This window comes from Nocardia sp. NBC_01503, assembly GCF_036327755.1.
Classification (GTDB): domain Bacteria; phylum Actinomycetota; class Actinomycetes; order Mycobacteriales; family Mycobacteriaceae; genus Nocardia.
This window is the reverse complement of the sequence record NZ_CP109596.1, coordinates 1,202,645-1,223,091: the sequence shown is the minus strand read 5'-3', so window position 1 is coordinate 1,223,091 and position 20,447 is coordinate 1,202,645. Positions and strand designations below refer to the sequence as shown.

General features: G+C 67.4%; 15 protein-coding genes. 10 read left to right on the top strand and 5 right to left on the bottom strand.

Annotation, left to right across the window (positions count from 1 at the left end; genetic code table 11):
• Positions 1 to 159 precede the first annotated feature (159 nt).
• Complete coding sequence (locus tag OHB26_RS05735) at positions 160 to 2,115, top strand: hypothetical protein (protein ID WP_330183183.1); 1,956 nt, start codon at positions 160 to 162, stop codon at positions 2,113 to 2,115.
• A gap of 366 nt (positions 2,116 to 2,481) precedes the next feature.
• Here OHB26_RS05735 and OHB26_RS05730 read toward each other — a convergent pair whose 3' ends face one another.
• Both OHB26_RS05730 and OHB26_RS05725 read right to left on the bottom strand, forming a co-directional pair.
• The gene (locus OHB26_RS05730; RefSeq protein WP_330183182.1) at positions 2,482 to 3,279 is read right to left on the bottom strand and encodes a DNA-formamidopyrimidine glycosylase family protein; all 798 of its coding nucleotides are present in this window, start codon (positions 3,277 to 3,279) and stop codon (positions 2,482 to 2,484) included.
• Positions 3,280 to 3,291: 12 nt separating this feature from the next.
• The gene (locus OHB26_RS05725; RefSeq protein ID WP_330183181.1) at positions 3,292 to 8,346 is read right to left on the bottom strand and encodes an ATP-dependent helicase; all 5,055 of its coding nucleotides are present in this window, start codon (positions 8,344 to 8,346) and stop codon (positions 3,292 to 3,294) included.
• Positions 8,347 to 8,525: 179 nt separating this feature from the next.
• Between OHB26_RS05725 and OHB26_RS05720 the strand changes: the two genes are divergently transcribed.
• Positions 8,526 to 9,071 carry a histidine phosphatase family protein gene (locus OHB26_RS05720; protein WP_330183180.1) on the top strand — a complete coding sequence of 182 codons (546 nt, stop codon included), beginning with the start codon at positions 8,526 to 8,528 and terminating at the stop codon, positions 9,069 to 9,071.
• A 108-nt stretch (positions 9,072 to 9,179) separates the two neighbouring features.
• Here the strand turns inward: OHB26_RS05720 and OHB26_RS05715 are convergent, their stop codons facing one another.
• A complete protein-coding gene (locus tag OHB26_RS05715) occupies positions 9,180 to 9,779 on the bottom strand; it encodes a TetR/AcrR family transcriptional regulator (protein WP_330183179.1) in 600 nt (199 codons plus the stop codon).
• A gap of 69 nt (positions 9,780 to 9,848) precedes the next feature.
• On the opposite strand from OHB26_RS05715, the gene OHB26_RS05710 reads away from it, so the two are divergent.
• Together OHB26_RS05710 and OHB26_RS05705 are read left to right on the top strand one after the other, a co-directional pair.
• On the top strand, positions 9,849 to 10,808 hold the full coding sequence (locus tag OHB26_RS05710) for a patatin-like phospholipase family protein (protein ID WP_330183178.1): 960 nt from the start codon (positions 9,849 to 9,851) through the stop codon (positions 10,806 to 10,808).
• Positions 10,805 to 11,656: an SDR family oxidoreductase gene (locus OHB26_RS05705; protein ID WP_330183177.1), complete on the top strand. Its 852-nt coding sequence runs from the start codon at positions 10,805 to 10,807 to the stop codon at positions 11,654 to 11,656. Before OHB26_RS05710 ends, OHB26_RS05705 begins: the two co-directional genes overlap by 4 nt.
• 318 nt (positions 11,657 to 11,974) lie before the next feature.
• Here the strand turns inward: OHB26_RS05705 and amaB are convergent, their stop codons facing one another.
• Positions 11,975 to 13,504, bottom strand: a complete 1,530-nt coding sequence (gene amaB, locus OHB26_RS05700; protein WP_330183176.1) for an L-piperidine-6-carboxylate dehydrogenase — start codon at positions 13,502 to 13,504, stop codon at positions 11,975 to 11,977.
• Between the two features lie 58 nt (positions 13,505 to 13,562).
• On the opposite strand from amaB, the gene OHB26_RS05695 reads away from it, so the two are divergent.
• The 5 genes from OHB26_RS05695 (at position 13,563) to OHB26_RS05675 (ending at position 18,649) form a co-directional block, all read left to right on the top strand.
• Positions 13,563 to 14,015, top strand: coding sequence for an Lrp/AsnC family transcriptional regulator (locus OHB26_RS05695; protein ID WP_067562135.1), 453 nt, complete (start codon positions 13,563 to 13,565; stop codon positions 14,013 to 14,015).
• Between the two features lie 64 nt (positions 14,016 to 14,079).
• A complete protein-coding gene (gene lat / locus OHB26_RS05690; RefSeq protein ID WP_330183175.1) occupies positions 14,080 to 15,420 on the top strand; it encodes an L-lysine 6-transaminase in 1,341 nt (446 codons plus the stop codon).
• Positions 15,421 to 15,715: 295 nt separating this feature from the next.
• On the top strand, positions 15,716 to 17,356 hold the full coding sequence (locus OHB26_RS05685) for an acyl-CoA carboxylase subunit beta (RefSeq protein WP_330183174.1): 1,641 nt from the start codon (positions 15,716 to 15,718) through the stop codon (positions 17,354 to 17,356).
• A 227-nt stretch (positions 17,357 to 17,583) separates the two neighbouring features.
• The gene (locus OHB26_RS05680) at positions 17,584 to 17,895 is read left to right on the top strand and encodes an acyl-CoA carboxylase epsilon subunit (RefSeq protein ID WP_330185512.1); all 312 of its coding nucleotides are present in this window, start codon (positions 17,584 to 17,586) and stop codon (positions 17,893 to 17,895) included.
• A 76-nt stretch (positions 17,896 to 17,971) separates the two neighbouring features.
• Entirely contained in the window at positions 17,972 to 18,649 is a 678-nt protein-coding gene (locus tag OHB26_RS05675; RefSeq protein WP_330183173.1) for a Maf family protein, read from the top strand.
• On the opposite strand, the gene OHB26_RS05670 is transcribed toward OHB26_RS05675, so the two are convergent.
• On the bottom strand, positions 18,575 to 19,351 hold the full coding sequence (locus OHB26_RS05670) for a helix-turn-helix transcriptional regulator (protein WP_330183172.1): 777 nt from the start codon (positions 19,349 to 19,351) through the stop codon (positions 18,575 to 18,577). The two genes, OHB26_RS05675 and OHB26_RS05670, sit on opposite strands and share 75 nt — an antisense overlap.
• 166 nt (positions 19,352 to 19,517) lie before the next feature.
• On the opposite strand from OHB26_RS05670, the gene OHB26_RS05665 reads away from it, so the two are divergent.
• Positions 19,518 to 20,417, top strand: a complete 900-nt coding sequence (locus OHB26_RS05665) for a sulfurtransferase (RefSeq protein WP_330183171.1) — start codon at positions 19,518 to 19,520, stop codon at positions 20,415 to 20,417.
• Positions 20,418 to 20,447: the final 30 nt, after the last annotated feature.

Below are 20,447 nucleotides of genomic sequence, written 5' to 3'. Positions count from 1 at the left end.
ACCGGCGGATGCGTTCGTGTGAAAGGCACCGGCTACCCCGCCGCAGTCTGGTCCTACACCACCTGAACGCGACGTCCGGAGCCTACGTCGGTCCTCTGTGACATCATCCCTTTCCGTGTCGCCGCCGAGACCGGCGGCAGCATACCGGAAAGGGAACCTGTGGACCCCAGCTATCGAATCTTGGAGGCGCTGGACGGCGTCAATGCCGCACCCTCCACCGGGCGCGGGCACGGCGGGATGCTGACGGCGATCCGCACCGTGTCGGATGCGCTGCACACCGGTTCCATTCCGGAAGTGGCCGAATGGAATCCGCACTCGCTGGGCAGCTTTCGCTGGGCGGCATTGATCGGCCGCATCGAGGTCGCCGCGGTACGGGCTATCTCGCCGATCGCCACCGATCTCGACCGGACTGCCCTGTTGTCCTTGCTCGAGACCTGGGCCGAAACGACATTCGCCGATCGGACAGCGGAGTTGCGGGTGGGCACGGTCGCGGCACAGGACGTCGTGGCCGGGACCGCAGGTGGATACAGCGTGCGGCTGGATCCGCGGGATTCCGAAACTTGGCTCTTCGTCGACCGCCGGACCGGCGAATCCGGCCCGCCACCATTGGGCGTGGTCGGCAAGGTCGCGCCCCGGCCACTGCATTGGGGTGACGCCGATCAGTTACGTGCGGTACTCGCCTTGGTCGACGAGCATGGGCCGGTCACCGAAGATCCCGACGCTGTCGAACTCCTCAGCCACAGAACTGGTTTGACATCGCGCGCGGCAAGACTCGCACTGTGGGGTCATATCGGGACCGCGCCCCGACACAAGTTCAAAAACGTTGTCCAGGGAATGACCACGGTCGAGGTGGACGACGCCGCACTCGATCTCTCGCAACTACACCGCCACCTCGGGCGTAGTGCCGTCCCGGCCCTCTACACCGGTCTGCTGCCCGCCGACCCGGCCGAACTCTGGAAACCTCACGCGATGCGGGACCTCGCCGAAAGGTTGGCCGATGCCTGGATCGAACAGTGCGGCCGACAACGGGCGCTCCCGGAATCCACCTGCAAAGCAGCCGTATCCGCGACAGCCGCTTTGCACGCTCCCGGTTCCAGTCAATGGGGCACCGCGCCGACCCGGCTCTGCCGGATTCTCGCTGCTCCTGACGAGCTCGCGACCCTGACTGTCGATGTGCGCACCGCACCCGAGTTCGGCACCGCCCACGACAAGCTCGTCACGACCACCGACGACATGATCTACGACGACCTGATTCGGCTCTGGCAGCCGCTGATCACCATGTGCCGCTGGGCATACGGCAATCTCCCGGCCGGCGATCCGGTCCGCGCCGGGATCCCGCGCACCCTCGAACTCCTGCGCGCCCGCATGCGCAACGAGGACCTACTCATACGGGCGAGTGGGGCGGACACCGAGCGAATCGAGCGGTTGCGGCATGCCGCAATGAGTTCGGGTCATCCGGACCCGCTGTCCGGCGACCTCTATGACGACGGAGTGCTGGTGGCTTGGCTGTTTCGGGACATTGGGAGGACCTTCTGGAATCTCACCTACCGGCCTGCACACCTCACCGAAATCGACGACGAGCTGACCCCGCTCGCCCCACGCGAGGGACGCCCGGCGCGCGAGTTCCTGGGCTGGTTGTTCGGCGAGGACGCCGACCAGATGATTGCCCGCTCCGCGCCGGACGCCCTCCCTGCCGGAGGCTACGAGGCCGATCCGACACTCAGTGCGCCACAACTGGTTTCCACCGTGAGCAAATCATTCGACATCGACTCCGACGCCGCTGCGCTCTATCTCCAGATCCTGGCCCTGCCCGCACCCACCGATCGCAATGTCCGCACCTGGAACCGGTGGAAACCCGCGCGACACCGCCAAGCCGTGGCGGTGCTGCTCGCCGCCGGGCTCGTCGTAGAGGACACCGGACGTAGAGCCGGGCGGACCGTGTTCCTGCCTGGGGCGTGGACCGCCAAACCCGGTTTCGAGACGTGGAAGCATCCGCTCTATCTGCCCGTGCACAAACCCAATCTGGCCGCGCCCACCCATCCGATCCCATGGGTCGCGATGCCTGCGCTGTTCGACCAGGCGTGGCGGCGCGCACTACGGGAGAACATGGCCTAGGTGTTGCTGGTCATGGCATTGCTGGCGTCATAGATTGGGCGCCCAAACCCGCACCTGGACGTTGCATTTCAGCTACCCCCACAGCCGGTTCCCGGCCGCCCGGACCCTCGGATTTCGGAACCCGCACGCTTACCCCGGACTTCAACTCCAACCGACGGCTGTGCCGAACGCACCATAATGCCGCCGACCGCGCTGACCGAATCGGTCAGCGCGGCGCAAGCGAAGATCGAGTGGCCGTTCCATCGACGCTGAGCCGCCACGGGCAGCAGGACAGAACGCACTCATCTGGCCGCGTATTCGCCGCGCACTTGAAAGGTACGTTTCTGCGCATCGGGCCGTATCCAGCGGTTGTGATGCGTCGTAGACCTATTGCAGATCCGATGGGGCGGGACTGTACGGGGTTCGGGCGGGTTGGCAGCTGGGGCAGAAGTAGATACCTCTGTCGGCGCGGGGTAGCGCGGGGTCGTCGGCTAGTAGATGGACGACCATGTTCGTGCCGCAGCGGCGACAAGGGCGGCGTTGGCGGCCGTATGCCAATGCGCGCCAAGGGGGTTCGTGAGCGGCTTTGGTGAGTACGCGGTGGGCTTCGGCTACCAGAGCGGGTAGGTCCTCGATTGCGCCGATGGGGGTTGCCGGGTGGATCTTGCGCAGGAAGCAGATTTCGCTGCGGTAGATGTTGCCGATGCCCGCCAGGTTTCGCTGATCAAGGAGGGCCAGGCCGATGGGTTGGTCCGGATGCTCCGAGAGGCGTCGAACCGCTTCTGCCGCATCCCAATTCGGGCCGAGCAGGTCGGGGCCGAGGTGGTCGGTGGCGGTGTGTTCGTCGGGGCGGGGGAGGACTTCGACCAGGCCGAGGGAGAAGCCTACGGCTTCGGAATCCTCGGTGGCGAGGATCAGGCGGGCGGTGAAACCCGGCTTGGTCCAGCGTTGGCCGGGGGCGTAGACGCGGTAGACGCCCTCCATTTTCAGGTGGGTGTGGATGCTCAGTTCAGGGGTGCGGATGAACAAGTGCTTGCCGTAGCTGCCTACGCTCTGCACCGGCTGCCCGCGCAGGTCGAGGGTGGCGTATTTGGGTACGCGGAAGTCGCTGCGGGTCAGCGTCTTCCCAGCCAAGGCGGTGCGCAGGCGCGCGGCTGTCAGGAAGACTGTGTCACCCTCGGGCATGGTCGTTCCCGGTCACGGGCGACCCCGGAGGCGGAAGCCTTTGGGGGTGGCGGCGAATCCGGCCCGGGTGAGGAATTCGGCGAAGACATTGCCGTGCACCGATTCACCGTTCACGCGATCGATGACGAGTGAATCGACTCGCCGATCATGGACCAGGCCCGCCAGGGCCGTGGCTCCGGCCGCCCGGGCCGTGGGATCCTCGGTGAAGGTCAGCAGCGTCTTACCGCCACGCTCCAGATAGAGCGCCAGCTCACCATCCACCAGCACAACCAGTGCACCGGCTTTACGCCCGGGTCGATGGCCCGCACCCGCTACCGCGGACTTCGGCCAAGGTAGCGCCGCTCCATAGGAATTCGCCGGATCGCAGGCCGCCAGCACGAGTGCGTTACCGGCCGGTTCCGCACCCGTGCGATCGGTCTCGAACGAGCGCAGCCGATCCACCACATCGGTTGTGGAGAACTGTGCACCGCCGAGCGAGTCCACGAAATACCCGCGCCGACAACGTCCTCGGTCCTCGAATTCGGTGAGCACCCGATACATCAGCGCGAACCCGCCGCGTACGCCCTCGCTCTGCACCGACCCGCGAGTCAGGACGCCGTACCGCTCCAACAGCACATCCGCCGTCGCGTGCGCCCGAATCGTATTGTCGGCCACCCGCTCCGGCAGCAGCGACCAGCGCCCGGCGGCACTGGGCGGACTCGTCCGGACCGGAACCCCTGTGCGCGGCAGGTACATCCGCCCCCGAGGAGCCCGCCGTGGCGTCCGATGCGCGGTACTCGTCCGTGCCGTCCCCGTCAGCAGCGCCCGCACCGGCGCGAAGGTATCCCCGGCCACATATCCGGCCCACGCCAATTCCCACAGCGCCGCAAGCACTCCCGCCTCATCCTCGAGCCCGGAGGCTTCGAAGAGCTGCCGGAAGAAGTAGGCCCCGCCCCCGGCCATGTCGACTACCTGATATCCGGGCGCATTCGGTGCCACCGCGTCGGAGACCGATCCGATCTCGGTCCCGCTCCGCTCCGCTGCCGCCTCGGTGGAGGTGTCGCGCACGGAGGCTTTGCCGTTGGAAGCCGACGGATCGGTGAAAGTGCTTCCCTTGTCCCCATCTGCCGCAGAGGCGCGCGGACCGCCGATCACGGTCGCGCCCAAGGCCATCAGCAGACTGATATGGGTTTCGGTGAGGTCCAGGTCATCCGGCGGGGGCAGGGTGAGGCCCGCCTGTTCGGCGGGGTGCAGGGCTATCCAGCCGTCCTTGGCGGTGATGGAGCCGTGGCCGGACCAGAGCACCTCGCCGGTGGCCATGAGCTCATCCAGCATGGCGGGGGAGTAGTCGCGGACACGGGCGGGAAAGATGAGCGACTCCCAGGCCGAGGCCGGAATGGGCACGCCCGCAAGCTGTTCCACCACGGCCGCCACGCCGTCCACCCCGCGCAGTTCACCCGTACCGATGTGCTGCCAGGACGGGAGGAAGCGGGCCAGGGCGGCAGTGGCCACCGGCTCCACCTCCTTGCGCGCCGCGGCCAGGGAGCGGCGGCGCAGGCGGCGCAGGACTTCACTGTCGCACCACTCGGATCCTGCCGAGCCGGGCGTGAACTCGCCTTCCACCACTCGCTTTTCGAGGGCGAGACGGTGCAGGGCCGTTGCCGCCACGGCGGTACCGAGCCCGAAGCGGTGGGCAACCCGGGTGAGCGTGAACGGGCCGTGCGTACGGGCGAAGCGGCCGACCAGATCGCCGAGCGGGTCGGCGACCGGTTCGATGAAGGCCGCCGGAACGCCGATGGGCAGGGGAACGCCGAGTGCGTCCCGCAGCCGGGCCGCATCCTCGACAGCCACCCACCACCGCGAGCCCGCGAAGGAAACCTCCAGGGCACGATGGGATTTCACCAGCTCCGCATGCCAGGGTCGCGGGTCTTCGGTGCAGCGCTCGGTCGCCTCCTCGGCCGTGATCGGCCCGAGCAGCCGCAGCAGATCGGCCAGCCCCTCCATATCCCGGGCCTGCCGCTCCGGAGTGAGGCGCTGCAATTCTCGCTCGGTCTGTTCCAGTACAGCGGCGTCGAGGAGCTCGCGCAGCTCCACTCGCCCCAGCAGTTCGGCCAGCAGACTGGAGTCCAGCGATAGCGCCGCCGCCCGCCGTTCGGCGAGCGGACTGTCGCCCTCGTACATGAACTGCCCGATGTAATCGAACAGCAGCGAATTCGCGAATGGCGACGGTGTGGCCGTCTCCACCTCGACCAGACGCACCTGCCTACGTGCCACCCGGCCCAGCAGCTCACGCAGCGACGGCAGGTCGTACACGTCCTGAAGGCATTCCCGCACCGTCTCCAACAGGATCGGGAACTCCGGGAATTTCCTTGCCACATCCAGCAATTGGGCCGCCCGCTGTCGCTGCTGCCACAGCGGAGCCCGCTTGCCCGGATCCCGTCGCGGCAGCAGGAGCGCCCGCGCCGCGCACTCGCGGAACCGCGAGGCGAACAGCGCCGACCCGCCGACCTGCTCGGTCACCAGATCGTCGATCTCATCCGGTTCGAAGACGAACAACTCCGCCCCGGGCGGATCATCGGTGGTGTCCGGCAGCCGCACCACGATCCCGTCATCGGAGGGGGTGGGCGCGGCGTCCACCCCGAATCGCTCGCGCAGCCGAGCCCCGACCGCCAAAGCCCACGGCGCGTGCACCGGCAGCCCGTACGGCGAATGCAGTACCACCCGCCAATCGCCGAGCTCATCTCGGAATCGCTCGACCAGCATGGTCCGATCCGTCGGCAGCTGCCCGGTCGCCACCTTCTGCTCCTGCAGCAGCGCAACCAGATTCGCGGTGGCATTGGTGTCCAGCCCGGTAGCCGCGACAACCCGCTCCAGCTCCGACTGCGTGGCGGCCGGTTGATCGGCAGCCTTGCCCCGGCCGGTGGATCTCTTCCCGCTCGCGTCCGTTGTGCGGCTACCGTTTGCCGCGGCCGGGCCGCTCACACTTCGGCCGGACGCCTGCTTCGCCGCGCCTTTCCGCTCCGCGGGAGTGGCGGACTCGGCGTCGCGCGCGAATTCCGCCAGCGCCGTGCTCAATTCGACTGGTTCGGCGGCCGCTCGCGCGGCACTTCCGGTGCTCGTCACCCCAGCGGACTGCTCGACCGCCTTGCCCGCGACGCGGACGAATTCGCCCAGGGCCGCACCCAATTCGGCGGGACGCCCCAGGGAATCGCCGTGCCAGAAGGGAAGTCGGCCGGGGAGACCGAAAGCCGGGGTGACCAGGACCCGGTCGAAGGTGATCTCCTCGATTCGCCAACTGGTCGCACCTAGCGCGAAGACATCACCGACTCGGGATTCGTAGACCATCTCCTCATCGAGTTCGCCTACCCGGGAAGCCTTCTCGCCGACCATGAAGACCGGGAAGAGTCCGCGATCGGGGATGGCACCACCGGAGGTGACCGCAAGGCGTTGCGCCCCGGGGCGACCCGTGAGGGTGCCCGCGTCGCGGTCCCAGACGATGCGGGGGCGGAGTTCGGCGAATTCATCCGAGGGGTAGCGGCCCGAGAGCAGGTCCAGCACCGAGTCGTACGCCGAACGGGGCAGTGCCGCATAGCTTCCCGTGCCGCGCACGGTCTCGAACCAGGTCTCGGCGTCCAGGGGTTCCAGGGCGCAGGCGGCCACCGTCTGCTGGGCGAGAATATCCAGGGGGTGCAGGGGAACCTTGAGTTCCTCGATCTGCCCGGTGGTCATGCGCTGTGCGGCCACGGCGCAGTGAATGACATCGGCACGGTGCTTGGGGAAGATCACGCCGCGCGAGATCTCACCGACCTGGTGCCCGGCGCGCCCGACCCGTTGCAGCCCACTCGCCACCGAGGGCGGCGCCTCCACCTGCACCACCAATTCGACTGCGCCCATATCGATTCCGAGCTCCAGGCTGCTGGTGGCAACCACGCAGCGCAAGCGCCCGCTCTTGAGATCGTCCTCGATGAGCGCGCGCTGTTCCTTGCTCACCGACCCGTGATGGGCGCGCGCCAGCAACGGTGCCGCACCGTGCACGACCTCGGTGGACGCACCCAGCTGCGCGGGCGGTTTGTGTTCGGTCTCGATCTCTTCGCCGATCCGCCCGGCGTACTCCTCATTCAAACGCGCGGTGAGCCGCTCGGCCAGCCGCCGCGAATTCGCGAACACGATCGAAGACCTGTGCTCGAGCACCAAATCCACGATGGCCTCGTCCACATGCGGCCAGATGGATCCGGGATGATCCGAATCCTCCGCTCCCGCATCGGGTTCGGTCATATCCGCGACCGGCACCCGCACGGACAGGTCGAAAGTCTTGGGCGCGGGCGGATTCACGATGGTGATGGGCGCGCTGCCCACCAGGAACCGCCCCACCTCCTCCGGCGGCCGCACCGTTGCCGACAATCCGATGCGCTGCGCGGGACGCTCGAAACCCGGGGTGCCGGCCCGCAAAGCATCCAATCGCGCCAGTGAAAGCGCCAGGTGCGCACCGCGTTTGGAGCCAGCGATGGCGTGTACCTCATCCACGATGACCGTATCCACCTCGCTCAGCGTCTCCCGCGCCGCCGAGGTGAGCATGAGGAACAGCGACTCCGGCGTGGTGATCAGAATGTCCGGCGGCGTCCGCAACAGCCCCCGCCGATCCGCCGGACTGGTATCCCCGGACCGCACCCCCACCGTGATCTCCGGTGCGGCCAACCCCAGCCGTTTGGCCGTCTGTGTAACCCCCACCAGCGGTGCCCGCAGATTCCGCTCCACATCCACCGCGAGCGCCTTCAACGGAGAGATATAGAGCACCGAGGTCTTGGACTCGGCCTTGTTCGCGGCTTCGGCCTTGCTTGCCGCCCCGTCCGGGCTCGCTGCCCGGGACGCCCTGGCCTTCGCCTTCGTTTCCTCGGCCACCGGCTCCCGATTGGCGAGCCGATCGATCGCCCACAGGAACGCCGACAGCGTCTTACCCGACCCCGTCGGCGCGACAACCAAGGTGTGCTGCCCCGCCGCAATGGCCTCCCAAGCCCCCAACTGCGCGGCCGTCGGCGCGGGAAAAGCACCGTCGAACCACTCCCGGGTAGCAGGTGAGAACCGATCCATCGCCCCAGTCTGCACCCGCCCACCGACACTTCGCCGACCCCCGCCGTCGAGTCGGGCCGCCCGCCCTCCGAACGACCCCGCATGGAAGCCGCCGCGAACAAGATCGCCCGGTCGCGCGTCGGGAGCGAAGGACGGGCAATCGGATTACGGCCGCGGGGGCCGCGCGTAGGCTGCGAACCGTGCAGAAGGTGCTCCGACTCGACTTGGTCAGCCATGGGATGACCGAGGCGATGCGCAAAGCACGATTCCCCGTCGACGAACCGCTGACCGAAGCCGGGCGGCGCGCGGTCTCGGCCTGCGGACGATTACAGGCGGCCCGAGTGCTCACCGCCCCGGAACGCCGGACCGTGGAGACCGCGGCGCTCATGGGACTGATAGGCGATGAAGACGACCGATTACGCGATCTCGATGCCGGAGCCTGGCGCGGCGGCGAACTCATGTCGGTGCCGAAGGAGGACCTGTACCTCTGGCTCACCGATCCGGGCTATCGCGGACACGGCGGTGAGTCGGTGGTCGACGTGCTCGAGCGGACCGGTGAATGGCTGGCCGATATCGCGGTCGAAGGCGAGCCCACCATCGCGATCACGCATCCGTCGGTGATTCGCGCCGCACTGCTCGTCACCCTCGACGCACCCGCGAAGTCGTTCTGGCGCATAGACGTTCCGCCGGTGAGCGTCACCCGGCTGCACTACCGCGGGGAATGGACCCTGCACTTCCGGCCGTGAGCGCGATGGCAGACCGGAATCCGCTGCGGTCGACCCGCCCGCTGCGGCCGCGCGGCACCGAATCGCCGGGTGCGGCCCGGTATCCCAGTGCGCGACCCGCTCACCTCGTCAGAGCGTCACCGACCCACTGAGCATCGCGCGCACCGCATCGGTGATCAGCCCGGCCGAGAGCCCGGGATCGATGGCGCGCAGAATGCCGAGTCCCACACCGAGACTCAGCACCGCGGTCGCCGCGTCCTCGGCGGGCAGCGGCAGGGTCAGCGCCGTGGCATCGGCGAGCCCCTGTAGTCGCGCGCCGATCATCCCGCGCACCACCGCGAGACTGGAGACGAGCGCGGCCTGCAGCGCCGGATCATCCCGGGCGACAATGGCGAACTCGAACTCCAGCATGGTCCAGCCGACATCGCCCAGCGTGCGTTCGGCCCAGTCTTGAAACCGGGCCAGCCGCTCCTCGAGCGTGCCGTCGCCCTCCAGCAGTTCGGCGGCCTCGGCGAATTTGGTCTCGTGAATCAGCCCGAGCACCTCCAGGCACAGTGCCGATTTGGTGCGGAAATTCGAGTACACCGCGCCCTTGGAGTATCCGGCCTCCTCGGCGACCCGCTCCAGGCTGGTCTTGGCGTACCCGTCGGTGAGGAACAGATCACGCGCGGTGGACAGCAGGTCCGCGCGGGTGCGGGCCTGGCTCTCGGTCCGGGTCAGTCGTGCCATGGGAGTGATTCTATGTACCGATGGATTTGGGATACCCACGGTATTTCAAAACTGCTAGTGTTCGAAACCATGAGTAACAGGAACGGGTCACAGAGGCGTGGCCTGGCCATCGGGTGCGGGGGGACCGTCGGCGCGGCCTGGATCGTCGCCGCACTGGCGGCCGCCCGCGATGTACTGGACTGGGATCCGCGCGCGGCCGATGTCATGATCGGCACCTCCGCCGGAGCCGAGATGCTGACCATGCTCGGCAGCGGAATCGGGGTGGACGAGCTGATCGCGATGCAGCGCGGCACCTCCACCAATCCCATCCTCACCGCCCATATGCGTTGTGAGCCGGGCCGATTCCCGCCGCTGCCGCGCCCGCGCCTGAACGCCCCCGGTCGCGCCGTACGAGAACTGCTGGCGCGCCCCGGAAATGGCCACGCCTTGCTCACCGCGGGCAGCGGCCTGCTCCCGCGGGGCAGCGGCGACGCGAGCTGGTTGCAGCGCCTCGCCGACCGCCTGAACCCCGGTCGCGATTGGGTCGAGCATCCCGCCACCTGGCTGGTCGCCATGGACGATGCCACCGGTGAGCGCGTCGCCTTCGGTGCACCCTCCGCCCCGGACGCGAGTCTCGGTGCGGCACTGCGGGCTTCGTGGGGCGTTCCCGGCTGGTTCCCGGCCGTGCCGATCGCGGGCCGCACCTTCATCGATGGTGGCGTGGCCTCGACCGCCTCGGCCGACCTGCTCATTCCGGCTCGGCTGGACGAGGTCGTGGTGATCGCGCCGATGGCCTCCACCGGCCGCATCCCGGCCGCGGGCCCGGGCCACTTCCTGGAGCGTCAGATGCGAAATCGCATGAGCGAGAAGCTCGATGCCGAAATCGCCCTCCTGCGCGCCAGCGGGACCAGGGTGCTGCGCGTCGACGCCACCGCCGAGGACCTCGCCGTCATGGGACCCAACTTCATGGACGGCCGCCGCCGCCTCGCCACCTTCGAGCACAGCCTGGTCAGCACCCGCAAGGCCATGGAACAGGGAGAATTCGCATGAGCATCCTCGGAAAGAACTATCCGGCAATCGATCTCGCCGGAGCCCGGGTGCTGATCACCGGCGCGGGCCGCGGTATCGGCCGGTGCACCGCCGAACTGTTCGCGAGCAAAGGTGCGGAGGTCGCCATCGCCGATGTGGACACCGCCGCCGCACAGACGGCCGCCGCCGCCCTGGGCGCCAAGGCATTCGAGCTGGATGTGCGCAATCGCGGGCAGTGGGACAGGGTGGTCGCCGACTTCGGGCGCATCGACATCCTGGTCAACAATGCCGGGGTCATGCCCGCCGGGGCGTTCCTCGACGAGCCGGACGCGGTGGGCCACACCACCATCGACGTGAACGTGTGGGGCCTCATCCACGGAATGCGCGCCGTCGCCCCCGGCATGGTGGAGCGCGGTAAGGGTCATATCGTGAATGTCGCCTCCCTGGCCGGGAAGATCCCGATCGCGGGCCTGGCCGTCTACAACGCCAGCAAGTTCGCCGCCGTAGGACTCTCCGCCGCAACGCGTTTGGAGTTCGAACCGTACGGCGTCAGCGTCAGCACCATCATGCCCTCGGCCGTGCGCACCCGCCTCTCCTCCGGCCTGGCCCTGGGCGCGGGGATGCCGACGGTCGATCCGGAAGACGTCGCCGCCGCGGTCGTGCAGACCGTGCGCACCCGTAAGGCCGAGGTCGCGGTCCCGAACTACCTCGGCCCCATCGACGTAGCCCTGGCCGCCGCCCCCGAGTCCGCCGTCCGCCTGATCCGCCGCATGTTCAACGGCGACCGCGCCCTGCACCCGTCCGACGAAACCACCCGCGCCGCATACGAAGCGCAGATCCGCGCGATTGCGGTCGAAGACCAGGATTGACCTGCGGGGTGTGGATCCCGGCCAAAAGCATGCCGGGATGACGGGGTTGGGTGCGCGCACGTGGATGACAACGTGCGCGCCCGGATAGCGGGTGGATTTGGCGCACGGTCCCGGAAAATCGGTTGGGGCCGTGCGCTTGTCCGGTTACCGTGGGTGGGGCGAGGGCCCGGTGCGCAGGCAGCGGATACTTCCCACCCTTTCGAGCGAGAGCTCTTGCGGGTTCGAATCCCGCCGTTGGTTCCGAGAAACCGGCGTGGCGGAAATGGCAGACGCAGAAGGCACCGTGCCGCAGCCGACTCCGATCTCGGGTTCTCGCCTCTACTCGAACCGAATGCCCTGCGCCAGCGGCAGTTCGGTGGAGTAGTTGACCGTATTGGTGGCGCGGCGCATGTACGCCTTCCACGAGTCCGAACCGGATTCGCGCCCACCGCCGGTCTGCTTCTCACCGCCGAACGCACCGCCGATCTCCGCACCCGAGGTGCCGATATTCACATTGGCGATACCGCAGTCGGAGCCGTCGGCGGCCAGGAACCGCTCCGCCTCCCGCTGATTCCGCGTGAAGATCGCCGACGAAAGCCCCTGCGGCACACCATTGTGCAGCTCGATCGCGGCATCGAGATCGTGATAGGTGAGCACGTACAGAATGGGCGCGAAGGTCTCCTCGCGCACCACCGCCGTCTGGGCGGGCATCCGCACAATCGCGGGACGCACGTAGAACGCATCGTCCCCGAAACCCTCGACGCGCTCACCACCGCAGATCAATTCGCCACCGTCGGCCTGGGCGCGAGCCAGCGCCTCCCGCATGGCGGTATAGGACCGGCCGTTGATCAGCGGACCGACCAGCACCCCGTCCTCGAGTGGATTGCCCACCCGCAGTTGCCGATACGCCGAGGAGATGCGATCCACCAGCGGCCCCACCACATCCGCGTGCGCGATGAGCCGCCGCAGTGAGGTGCACCGCTGCCCGGCGGTCCCGGCCGCCGCGAAGACGATCCCGCGCGCCGCCAGATCCAGATCCGCCGAGGGCGTCACCACCGCACCGTTATTGCCGCCGAGCTCGAGCAGGCATCGCCCGAAGCGCTCGGCCACGCGCGGTGCCACGATCTGCCCCATCCGCACCGATCCGGTGGCACTCACCAGCGCCACCCGCGGATCGCCGACCAGCTGTGCGCCGACCTCCCCGCCGCCCTGAATCAACTGGTGTACTTCGGGATTCACGCCCACCTCGAGCGCCGCGCGCTGCAACAGCGAATGGCAGGCCAGTGCCGTCAGCGGCGTCATATCGGAGGGTTTCCACACCACCGTGTCCCCGCACACCAGCGCGAGCGCGGTATTCCACGCCCACACCGCCACCGGGAAGTTGAACGCCGAGATCACCCCGACCACACCCAGCGGATGCCAGGTCTCCATCAGCCGATGTCCGGGGCGTTCGGAAGGCATGGTGCGCCCGTACAACTGCCGCGAGAGCCCGATGGCGAACTCGCAGATATCGATCATCTCCTGGACCTCGCCGCGGGCCTCCGCCCCGATCTTCCCGGCCTCCAAGGTGACCAGTTCGCCCAGTTCGTCCTGATGTTCGACCAGCAATCCCGCCAATCGCCGCACCACGGCGGCTCGTTGCGGCGCGGGTACGGTGCGCCAGTCCCGGAAGGCGGCGGCCGCCCGCTCGATAGCCGCGTCCACCTCCGCCTCCGAGCTGGGGCGCAGGGTCAGCAGTTCGCCGCCGGTGATCGGCGTGCGCACCGAGAGTTCGCCCGGTTCGGGTGTTTTCGCGCCGAGAGCGCGGAGCAATCCCTCGGTGCGGGCCCGTAGTTCGCGGGTCGAATCTTCGGTCTGGATGGGGTTCATCGGCAGCTCCAGTATGGGTTCCGGCCACGAGTTCGGTTCGCTGAGTTAGCCTTCGCTGATGGCGGATACACCGGCGAAACCACAACTCGACGACATCGATCGATTGCTGATCCGTGAGCTGATTGCCGATGGTCGCGCCACACTCTCCAATCTTGCCGAGAAGGCGAACCTTTCGGTGTCAGCGGTGCAGTCGCGTGTCCGGCGGCTGGAGGCGCGCGGCGTGATCCGCGGCTATACCGCGAATGTCGATCCGGAGGCGCTGGGGCAGATGCTGTCGGCATTTGTCGCCATCACTCCTCTCGACCCGTCGCAGCCCGATGACGCACCCGCACTGCTGCAGCACATTCCGGGCATCGAAGCCTGCCATTCGGTGGCCGGCGACGAGAGCTACATGCTGCTGGTGCGCGTGGCATCGCCGAGGCATCTGGAGCAGCTGCTGCAGGAGATTCGCGCCACGGCCAACGTCCGGACGCGAAGCACCATCATTCTGCAGACATTCTATGACAAGTAGGTCTCTCTCGTAATTACTTCGAAACTTACGGGCAAAACCGTAAAGATTCCCTTACGCTGGGGGAGTGACCCTCGAATTCGATCGGCTCGGGGCGGTTGCCGAAACGACACTGGTCACCCCCGCCCGGGTGCATGAGATCCTGTCCGCGAACATCCTCGCCGATGGTTTCGATCTAGTCCTCGACCTGCGCAGATCGCGCGGCCGCAGGCTGGTCGACGCCCGCGACGACACCGCATACCTGGATATGTTCGGCTTCTTCGCCTCCTCGGCGCTGGGCATGAACCATTCCGCGCTCATCGGTGACCGTCGCTTCCTGTCCAACCTCACCGCAGCGGCCCTGAACAAACCGAGCAACTCCGACGTCTACACCGTCGAAATGGCAAGGTTCGTCGACACTTTCGCGCGCGTCCTGGGCGATCCCCGGCTGCCGCACCTGTTCTTCATCGACGGTGGCGGACTCGCGGTCGAGAACGCCCTCAAGGCCGCCTTCGACTGGAAGTCCCGGCACAATGAAATGCGCGGGCGCGCACCGGAACTCGGCACCAAGGTGCTGCATCTGACCGGCGCCTTCCACGGCCGCACCGGATACACGCTCTCGCTCACCAACACCGATCCGGTCAAGACCGACCGCTTCCCCAAATTCGACTGGCCGCGCATCGACACCCCGTACCTGGGTGACGAGCACCCCGATATCGAGGCCGCCGAACGACACGCCCTCGACCAGGCCGCCCGCGCCTTCGCCGAAAACCCGCACGACATAGCGTGTTTCATCGCCGAACCCATTCAGGGCGAGGGCGGCGACCGGCATCTGCGACCGGAATTCCTGCGGGCCGTACAGCAGCTGTGCCACGCCAACGACGCGTTGTTCATCCTCGACGAGGTGCAAACCGGCGTCGGCATGACCGGCACCATGTGGGCCTATCAACAGCTCGGCCTCGAACCCGATGTGGTCGCCTTCGGCAAGAAGACCCAGGTCTGCGGAATCATGGCGGGCGGGCGCATCGACGAGGTACCGGACAATGTGTTCCACGTCAGCTCCCGGCTCAACTCCACCTGGGGCGGCAACCTCGCCGATATGGTGCGCGCGCGCCGCATCCTCGAGGTGATCGAACAGGAGCGGCTCGAGGAGCGGGCTCGCGAACTCGGCGAGCATCTGCTGCGCCGGTTGACCGAACTGGCCGCGGCGCATGCCGAAGTCACCGAGCCGCGCGGTCGCGGACTCATGTGCGCCATCACCCTGGAGACGGCGCATATGCGCGATGACGTGGTCACCAGGCTCCGCGAACAGGAGCATGTGCTGATTCTCGGCACCGGTGCGCGCGGTATCCGCTTCCGGCCCCCGCTGACGGTCACCGTCGCCGAACTCGACGAGGCCGTTGACGCCCTGGCCCGGGTATTGGGTTGAGCGGTACGCGTATTGGGTTGAGCGGTAAAGGTTCCGGGCGCGACACAGGTCCGCGCCCGGATCGCTCCCGCTCGTCATCCCGGATTGCCCCCGCTCGTCATCCCGGCATGTTTTGGCCGGGATCCAACTTTCAGCCGTAGATCCCGGCCGAAACCGCGCCGGGATGACGGGGGATTGGGCGGCTGAATCCATGCCTTGACCTGCCGTTTACTACTGGCGACCAGTCAATAACCGTACTCGCGAGTAGCCCCCGCGGTATTAACACGGCGCACTGGTACTGGTTACACTCCCGGGCATGACGAGTGTCCAGCAGCAGCCTTCGCCGGGGTCGGCGGGCGCCCCAGATATCCACACGACCGCCGGGAAGCTGGCTGACCTGCGTAACAGGCTGGAAGAGGCTCAGCACCCGATGGGTGAGGCCGCGGTCGACAAGGTCCACGCCAAGGGCAAGATGACCGCGCGCGAGCGCATCCTCGCCCTGCTGGACGAAGGTTCGTTCGTGGAGCTGGACGCACTCGCCCGGCACCGCAGCGTGAATTTCGGCCTGGAGAACCAGCGTCCGCTCGGCGACGGCGTGGTGACCGGTTACGGCACCATCGACGGCCGCGACGTCTGCATCTTCTCCCAGGACGTCACCGTCTTCGGTGGCTCGCTCGGTGAGGTCTACGGCGAGAAGATCGTCAAGGTGATGGATCTGGCCCTCAAGACCGGCCGTCCGCTGATCGGCATCAACGAGGGCGCGGGCGCGCGTATCCAGGAAGGCGTTGTCTCCCTGGGCCTTTACGGTGAGATCTTCCACCGCAATATCCAGGCTTCCGGCGTGATCCCGCAGATCTCGCTCATCATGGGCCCGGCCGCGGGTGGCCACGTCTACTCGCCCGCCCTGACCGACTTCGTCGTCATGGTCGACCAGACCTCGCAGATGTTCGTCACCGGCCCGGACGTGATCAAGACCGTCACCGGTGAAGAGGTCACCATGGAGGAGCTGGGCGGTGCCCACACCCACATGGTCAAGTCCGGTGTCGCGCACTACGTCGCCTCCGGCGAGCAGGACGCCCTGGATTACGTCAAGGATCTGCTGGGCTACCTGCCGAGCAACAACCGCGCCGAGGCCCCGCGCTTCCCGGCCACCGATCCGATCGACGGCGCCATCGAGGAGAACCTCACCGAGGACGACCTCGCGCTGGACACCATCATCCCGGATTCCCCGAACCAGCCGTACGACATGCACGAGGTCATCAAGTCCCTCGTGGACGACGACGAGTTCCTCGAGGTGCAGGCCGAGCGCGCGATGAACATCATCGTCGGCTTCGCCCGCATCGACGGCCGCAGCGTCGGCTTCGTGGCGAACCAGCCCTCGCAGTTCGCGGGCTGCCTGGATATCGACGCCTCGGAGAAGGCCGCGCGCTTCGTGCGCACCTGCGATGCCTTCAACGTCCCGATCATCACCCTGGTCGACGTTCCGGGCTTCCTGCCCGGTACCGGCCAGGAGTACAACGGCATCATCCGCCGCGGCGCGAAGCTGCTCTATGCCTACGGTGAGGCCACTGTGGGCAAGATCACAATCATCACCCGCAAGGCCTACGGCGGCGCCTACGACGTCATGGGTTCCAAGCATATGGGCGCCGATGTGAACCTGGCGTGGCCGACCGCTCAGATCGCCGTCATGGGCGCCTCGGGCGCGGTCGGATTCGTCTACCGCAAGCAGCTCAAGGATGCCGCCGCCGAGGGCGCCGATGTCGACGCGCTGCGCTTGGAGCTGCAGAACGAGTACGAGGACACCCTGGTCAACCCGTATGTGGCCGCCGAGCGTGGTTATGTCGACGCGGTCATCCCGCCCTCGCACACTCGCGGCCAGATCGTCTCCGCGCTGCGCCTGCTGGAGCGCAAGATGGTGACCCTGCCGCCGAAGAAGCACGGCAACATTCCGCTCTGATCGGACGATAAGCGCGTTATGGGGCGCACACTGAGGTTGGGACTCCGGTACCACTTGTGCCGTGGTTCGCATACCGCGCAGGAACGCCCCATCCGAGCAAAGATGGTAGGAACGGGCCCTCGAACTCGAGGGCCACACATTACCGTTTGCGGTTTCGATCCCATATTCCGCGAACAGCCGCGCCACCCGTGCGGCAATTGGACAGGAGGACTGGCGCTGTGACGACCATGGCTGACGAAGAAGTACTGCGCGCCGCCGAACTGGATCTGGCCGTCGATGAATTGACGGAAACGGTCGAACCGGCTGTAGCCGAGACTGAACCGTCGAGTGCGGGTCCGCTCATCCAGGTTTTGAAGGGCAACCCCAGCGATGCCGAGCTGGCCGCCCTGGTCGCGGTTTTCGCCGCCGCGGCGAGCGCCTCGGGCGCTGCCGCGGATAATGGCCCGGCCGATATGTGGGGTCGCCCGACCCTGCTGCACCGCGGCTCCTCGCCGTTCTCCCCGTACGCCTTCCCGGCCCTGTCGCACCTGCGCGACTGATCCGGCCCGTTCCCACCCGGCCACTGCACTACCCGGAGTGGCCGGTCACAGCGCGGGGGCGGTACCTTCAGCGGCTGTGACCACCTTCGTGCTGGCATCCCAGTCTCCGGCCCGGCTCGGCGTACTCCGCAATGCGGGCGTCGAACCGGTGGTTCGGGTATCCAATGTGGACGAGGACGCGGTGGCCGCCGCCCTACCGGCGGGCACCACACCCGAACGGATCGTGATCGAACTGGCCCGGGCGAAGGCGCGCGATATCGCGGTCGCCATCGCCGATCAGGGCCGAGCGCTCGCCGACGCAGGCCGCGCGCTGTCCGGTGAATTCACCGATTCCGTTGTGGTGGGCTGTGATTCGATGCTGCTCGTGGGCGGGCAGCTGCAGGGCAAACCCCTCACCCCCGAGGTGGCGCGGGCGCGCTGGGCCGAAATGGCCGGGCGCAGTGCCGATCTGCTCACCGGGCACAGCGTGCTGCGCCTGCGCGATGGCGAGATCATCGCCGAGGCGGCCGATTGCAGCTCCACCACAGTGCATTTCGCCAAACCCGAACCCGAAGAGCTGGACGCCTACATCGCCACGGGTGAGCCGCTCCAGGTGGCCGGATCCTTCACCCTGGACGGTATGGGCGGCTGGTTCGTCGACCGTATCGAGGGCGACCCCTCCAGCGTGATCGGTATCGGCCTACCGCTGGTTCGTCGACTGCTTGCCCAGGTGGGCGTCGGGGCTACGCAGCTGTGGAGCGACCCGGCTCGTTGAGGGTGCCAGCCGGGGTTCCTCGGTATCGCTCTCCACGCCCGGAATGGCGTCGGTGGTGTTGCGGGCCGCTGCGATCAAATCCAGTCGGGCCACGCACAATTCGGGCTCCACGAAGGGGTGCAGCCGCACCGTGACGGTGTCGCGCGCCCCATTGTGGTCCAGTACCTCGCGCATGAGCCCCAGGTGCACGCCGCAGACCACCTCGGAGTGCGTGCGCGCGAGTTCGCGCAGCGGGCAGGCGGTGAGCCGGACGAGTGAATGCTCCTCGGTCTCCCCGGCGGGATCGCGTTCGGGTGCGAAGCCGAGTTCGGAGGCGACGGTGACGGTGAGATCCCGTGCGTCCTCCAATGTTTCGACCGGCTGGTCCACCGATTCCAATTTGGAACCCCAGACCCGTCCCGCGGCAATGGCGGCATCGGAGCGCCGGCGCGGATCACTGCCGAGCTGATCGGCCAGCACCTGTGCCAATTCCTGATAGCCGACCGATCGCTGTACGGCCGTATAGCCGATGCGCGGGCGACCGCGTCCCCGCGGCGGCTGCTGGAATTGGCGGACCAGTGATTCCCGGGTGAGTACATCCAAATGGAAACGCACCGTTGTCACATGTTGGCCGGTAACCCGGGCCAGTTCCTGCGCGTCGAGAGGCTCGCTGGCGCCACGTAGGATCGCGAGCAGTCGTCGTCGCGGCCAAGAATCGGACATAGCTCACCCCTCCTCTCGAGAGACTTTATCGGATGAAGCTGCGCTTAATTCGCTCAATCATCCGATTCGTGATCTGAAACGAGTTTCGTTACCGCCACTTGCCTACGATCGGTGCTGAGATTCGAACCGCCGATACCCAACCCCACCACGCGTGAAGGACCACACCGTGCCCGTTGCCCCGGATCCGCATCCCTCGTTCGGTTCCTACGCACATCCTCACCGACTAGTAACCACAGAATGGCTGTCGGCAAACATCGGCGCGCCGGGACTCAAGATCATCGAGTCCAACGAAGACATATTGCTATACGACATCGGCCATGTCCCGGGGGCCATCAAGATCGATTGGCGAAACGAGTTGATCGATACCCGCACTCGCGATGTCGTCGATGGTGAAACCTTCGCCGCGCTCATGCGCGCCAAGGGTATCGGCAGGGACGACACCGTTGTCATCTACGGCGATCGGGCCAATGGCACCGCGGCCGCCGCCCTGTGGGTGTTCGACCTCTTCGGACACGAGGATGTGCGCCTGCTGGACGGCGGCCGGGATGCCTGGATCTCCGAGGCCCGCGACACCACCTTCGAGGTGCCGTACCCGGTCCAGGGCGAATATCCGGTGGTCGCGCGCGATGACAAGACCGCCCGCGCCTTCCGTGCCGATGTCATCGCCCAGCTCGGCGGCCCGCTCATCGACGCCCGCGTCTTCGAGGAGTACATCGGCGAACTCGTCGTCCTGGACCGCCCCGAGGAGCAGGCGCTGCGCTCCGGGCACATTCCCACCGCGGTGAGCATCCCGTGGAGCGCCTCGGTATCGCCGGATTCCCGATTCCGGCCGCGCGGCGAGCTGGATGTCATCTACGGTGGGGTGTCCGCCGGGTCCGCGCCCCTGGTGTACTCCCGCATCGGCCGTTGGTCGGCGCTCACCTGGTTCGTCCTCACCTACCTCGTCGGTGTGGAGGGTGTGCGTAACTACGACGGCTCCTGGACCGAATGGTCAAATGCGGTCGGCGCTCCGATCGTCACCGGCGACGAGCCGGGCGAGGTGCCCGCCACCCCGCCACGCTTGTAAGGTTCCGAGCCGAATACCGGACGTGAGAGT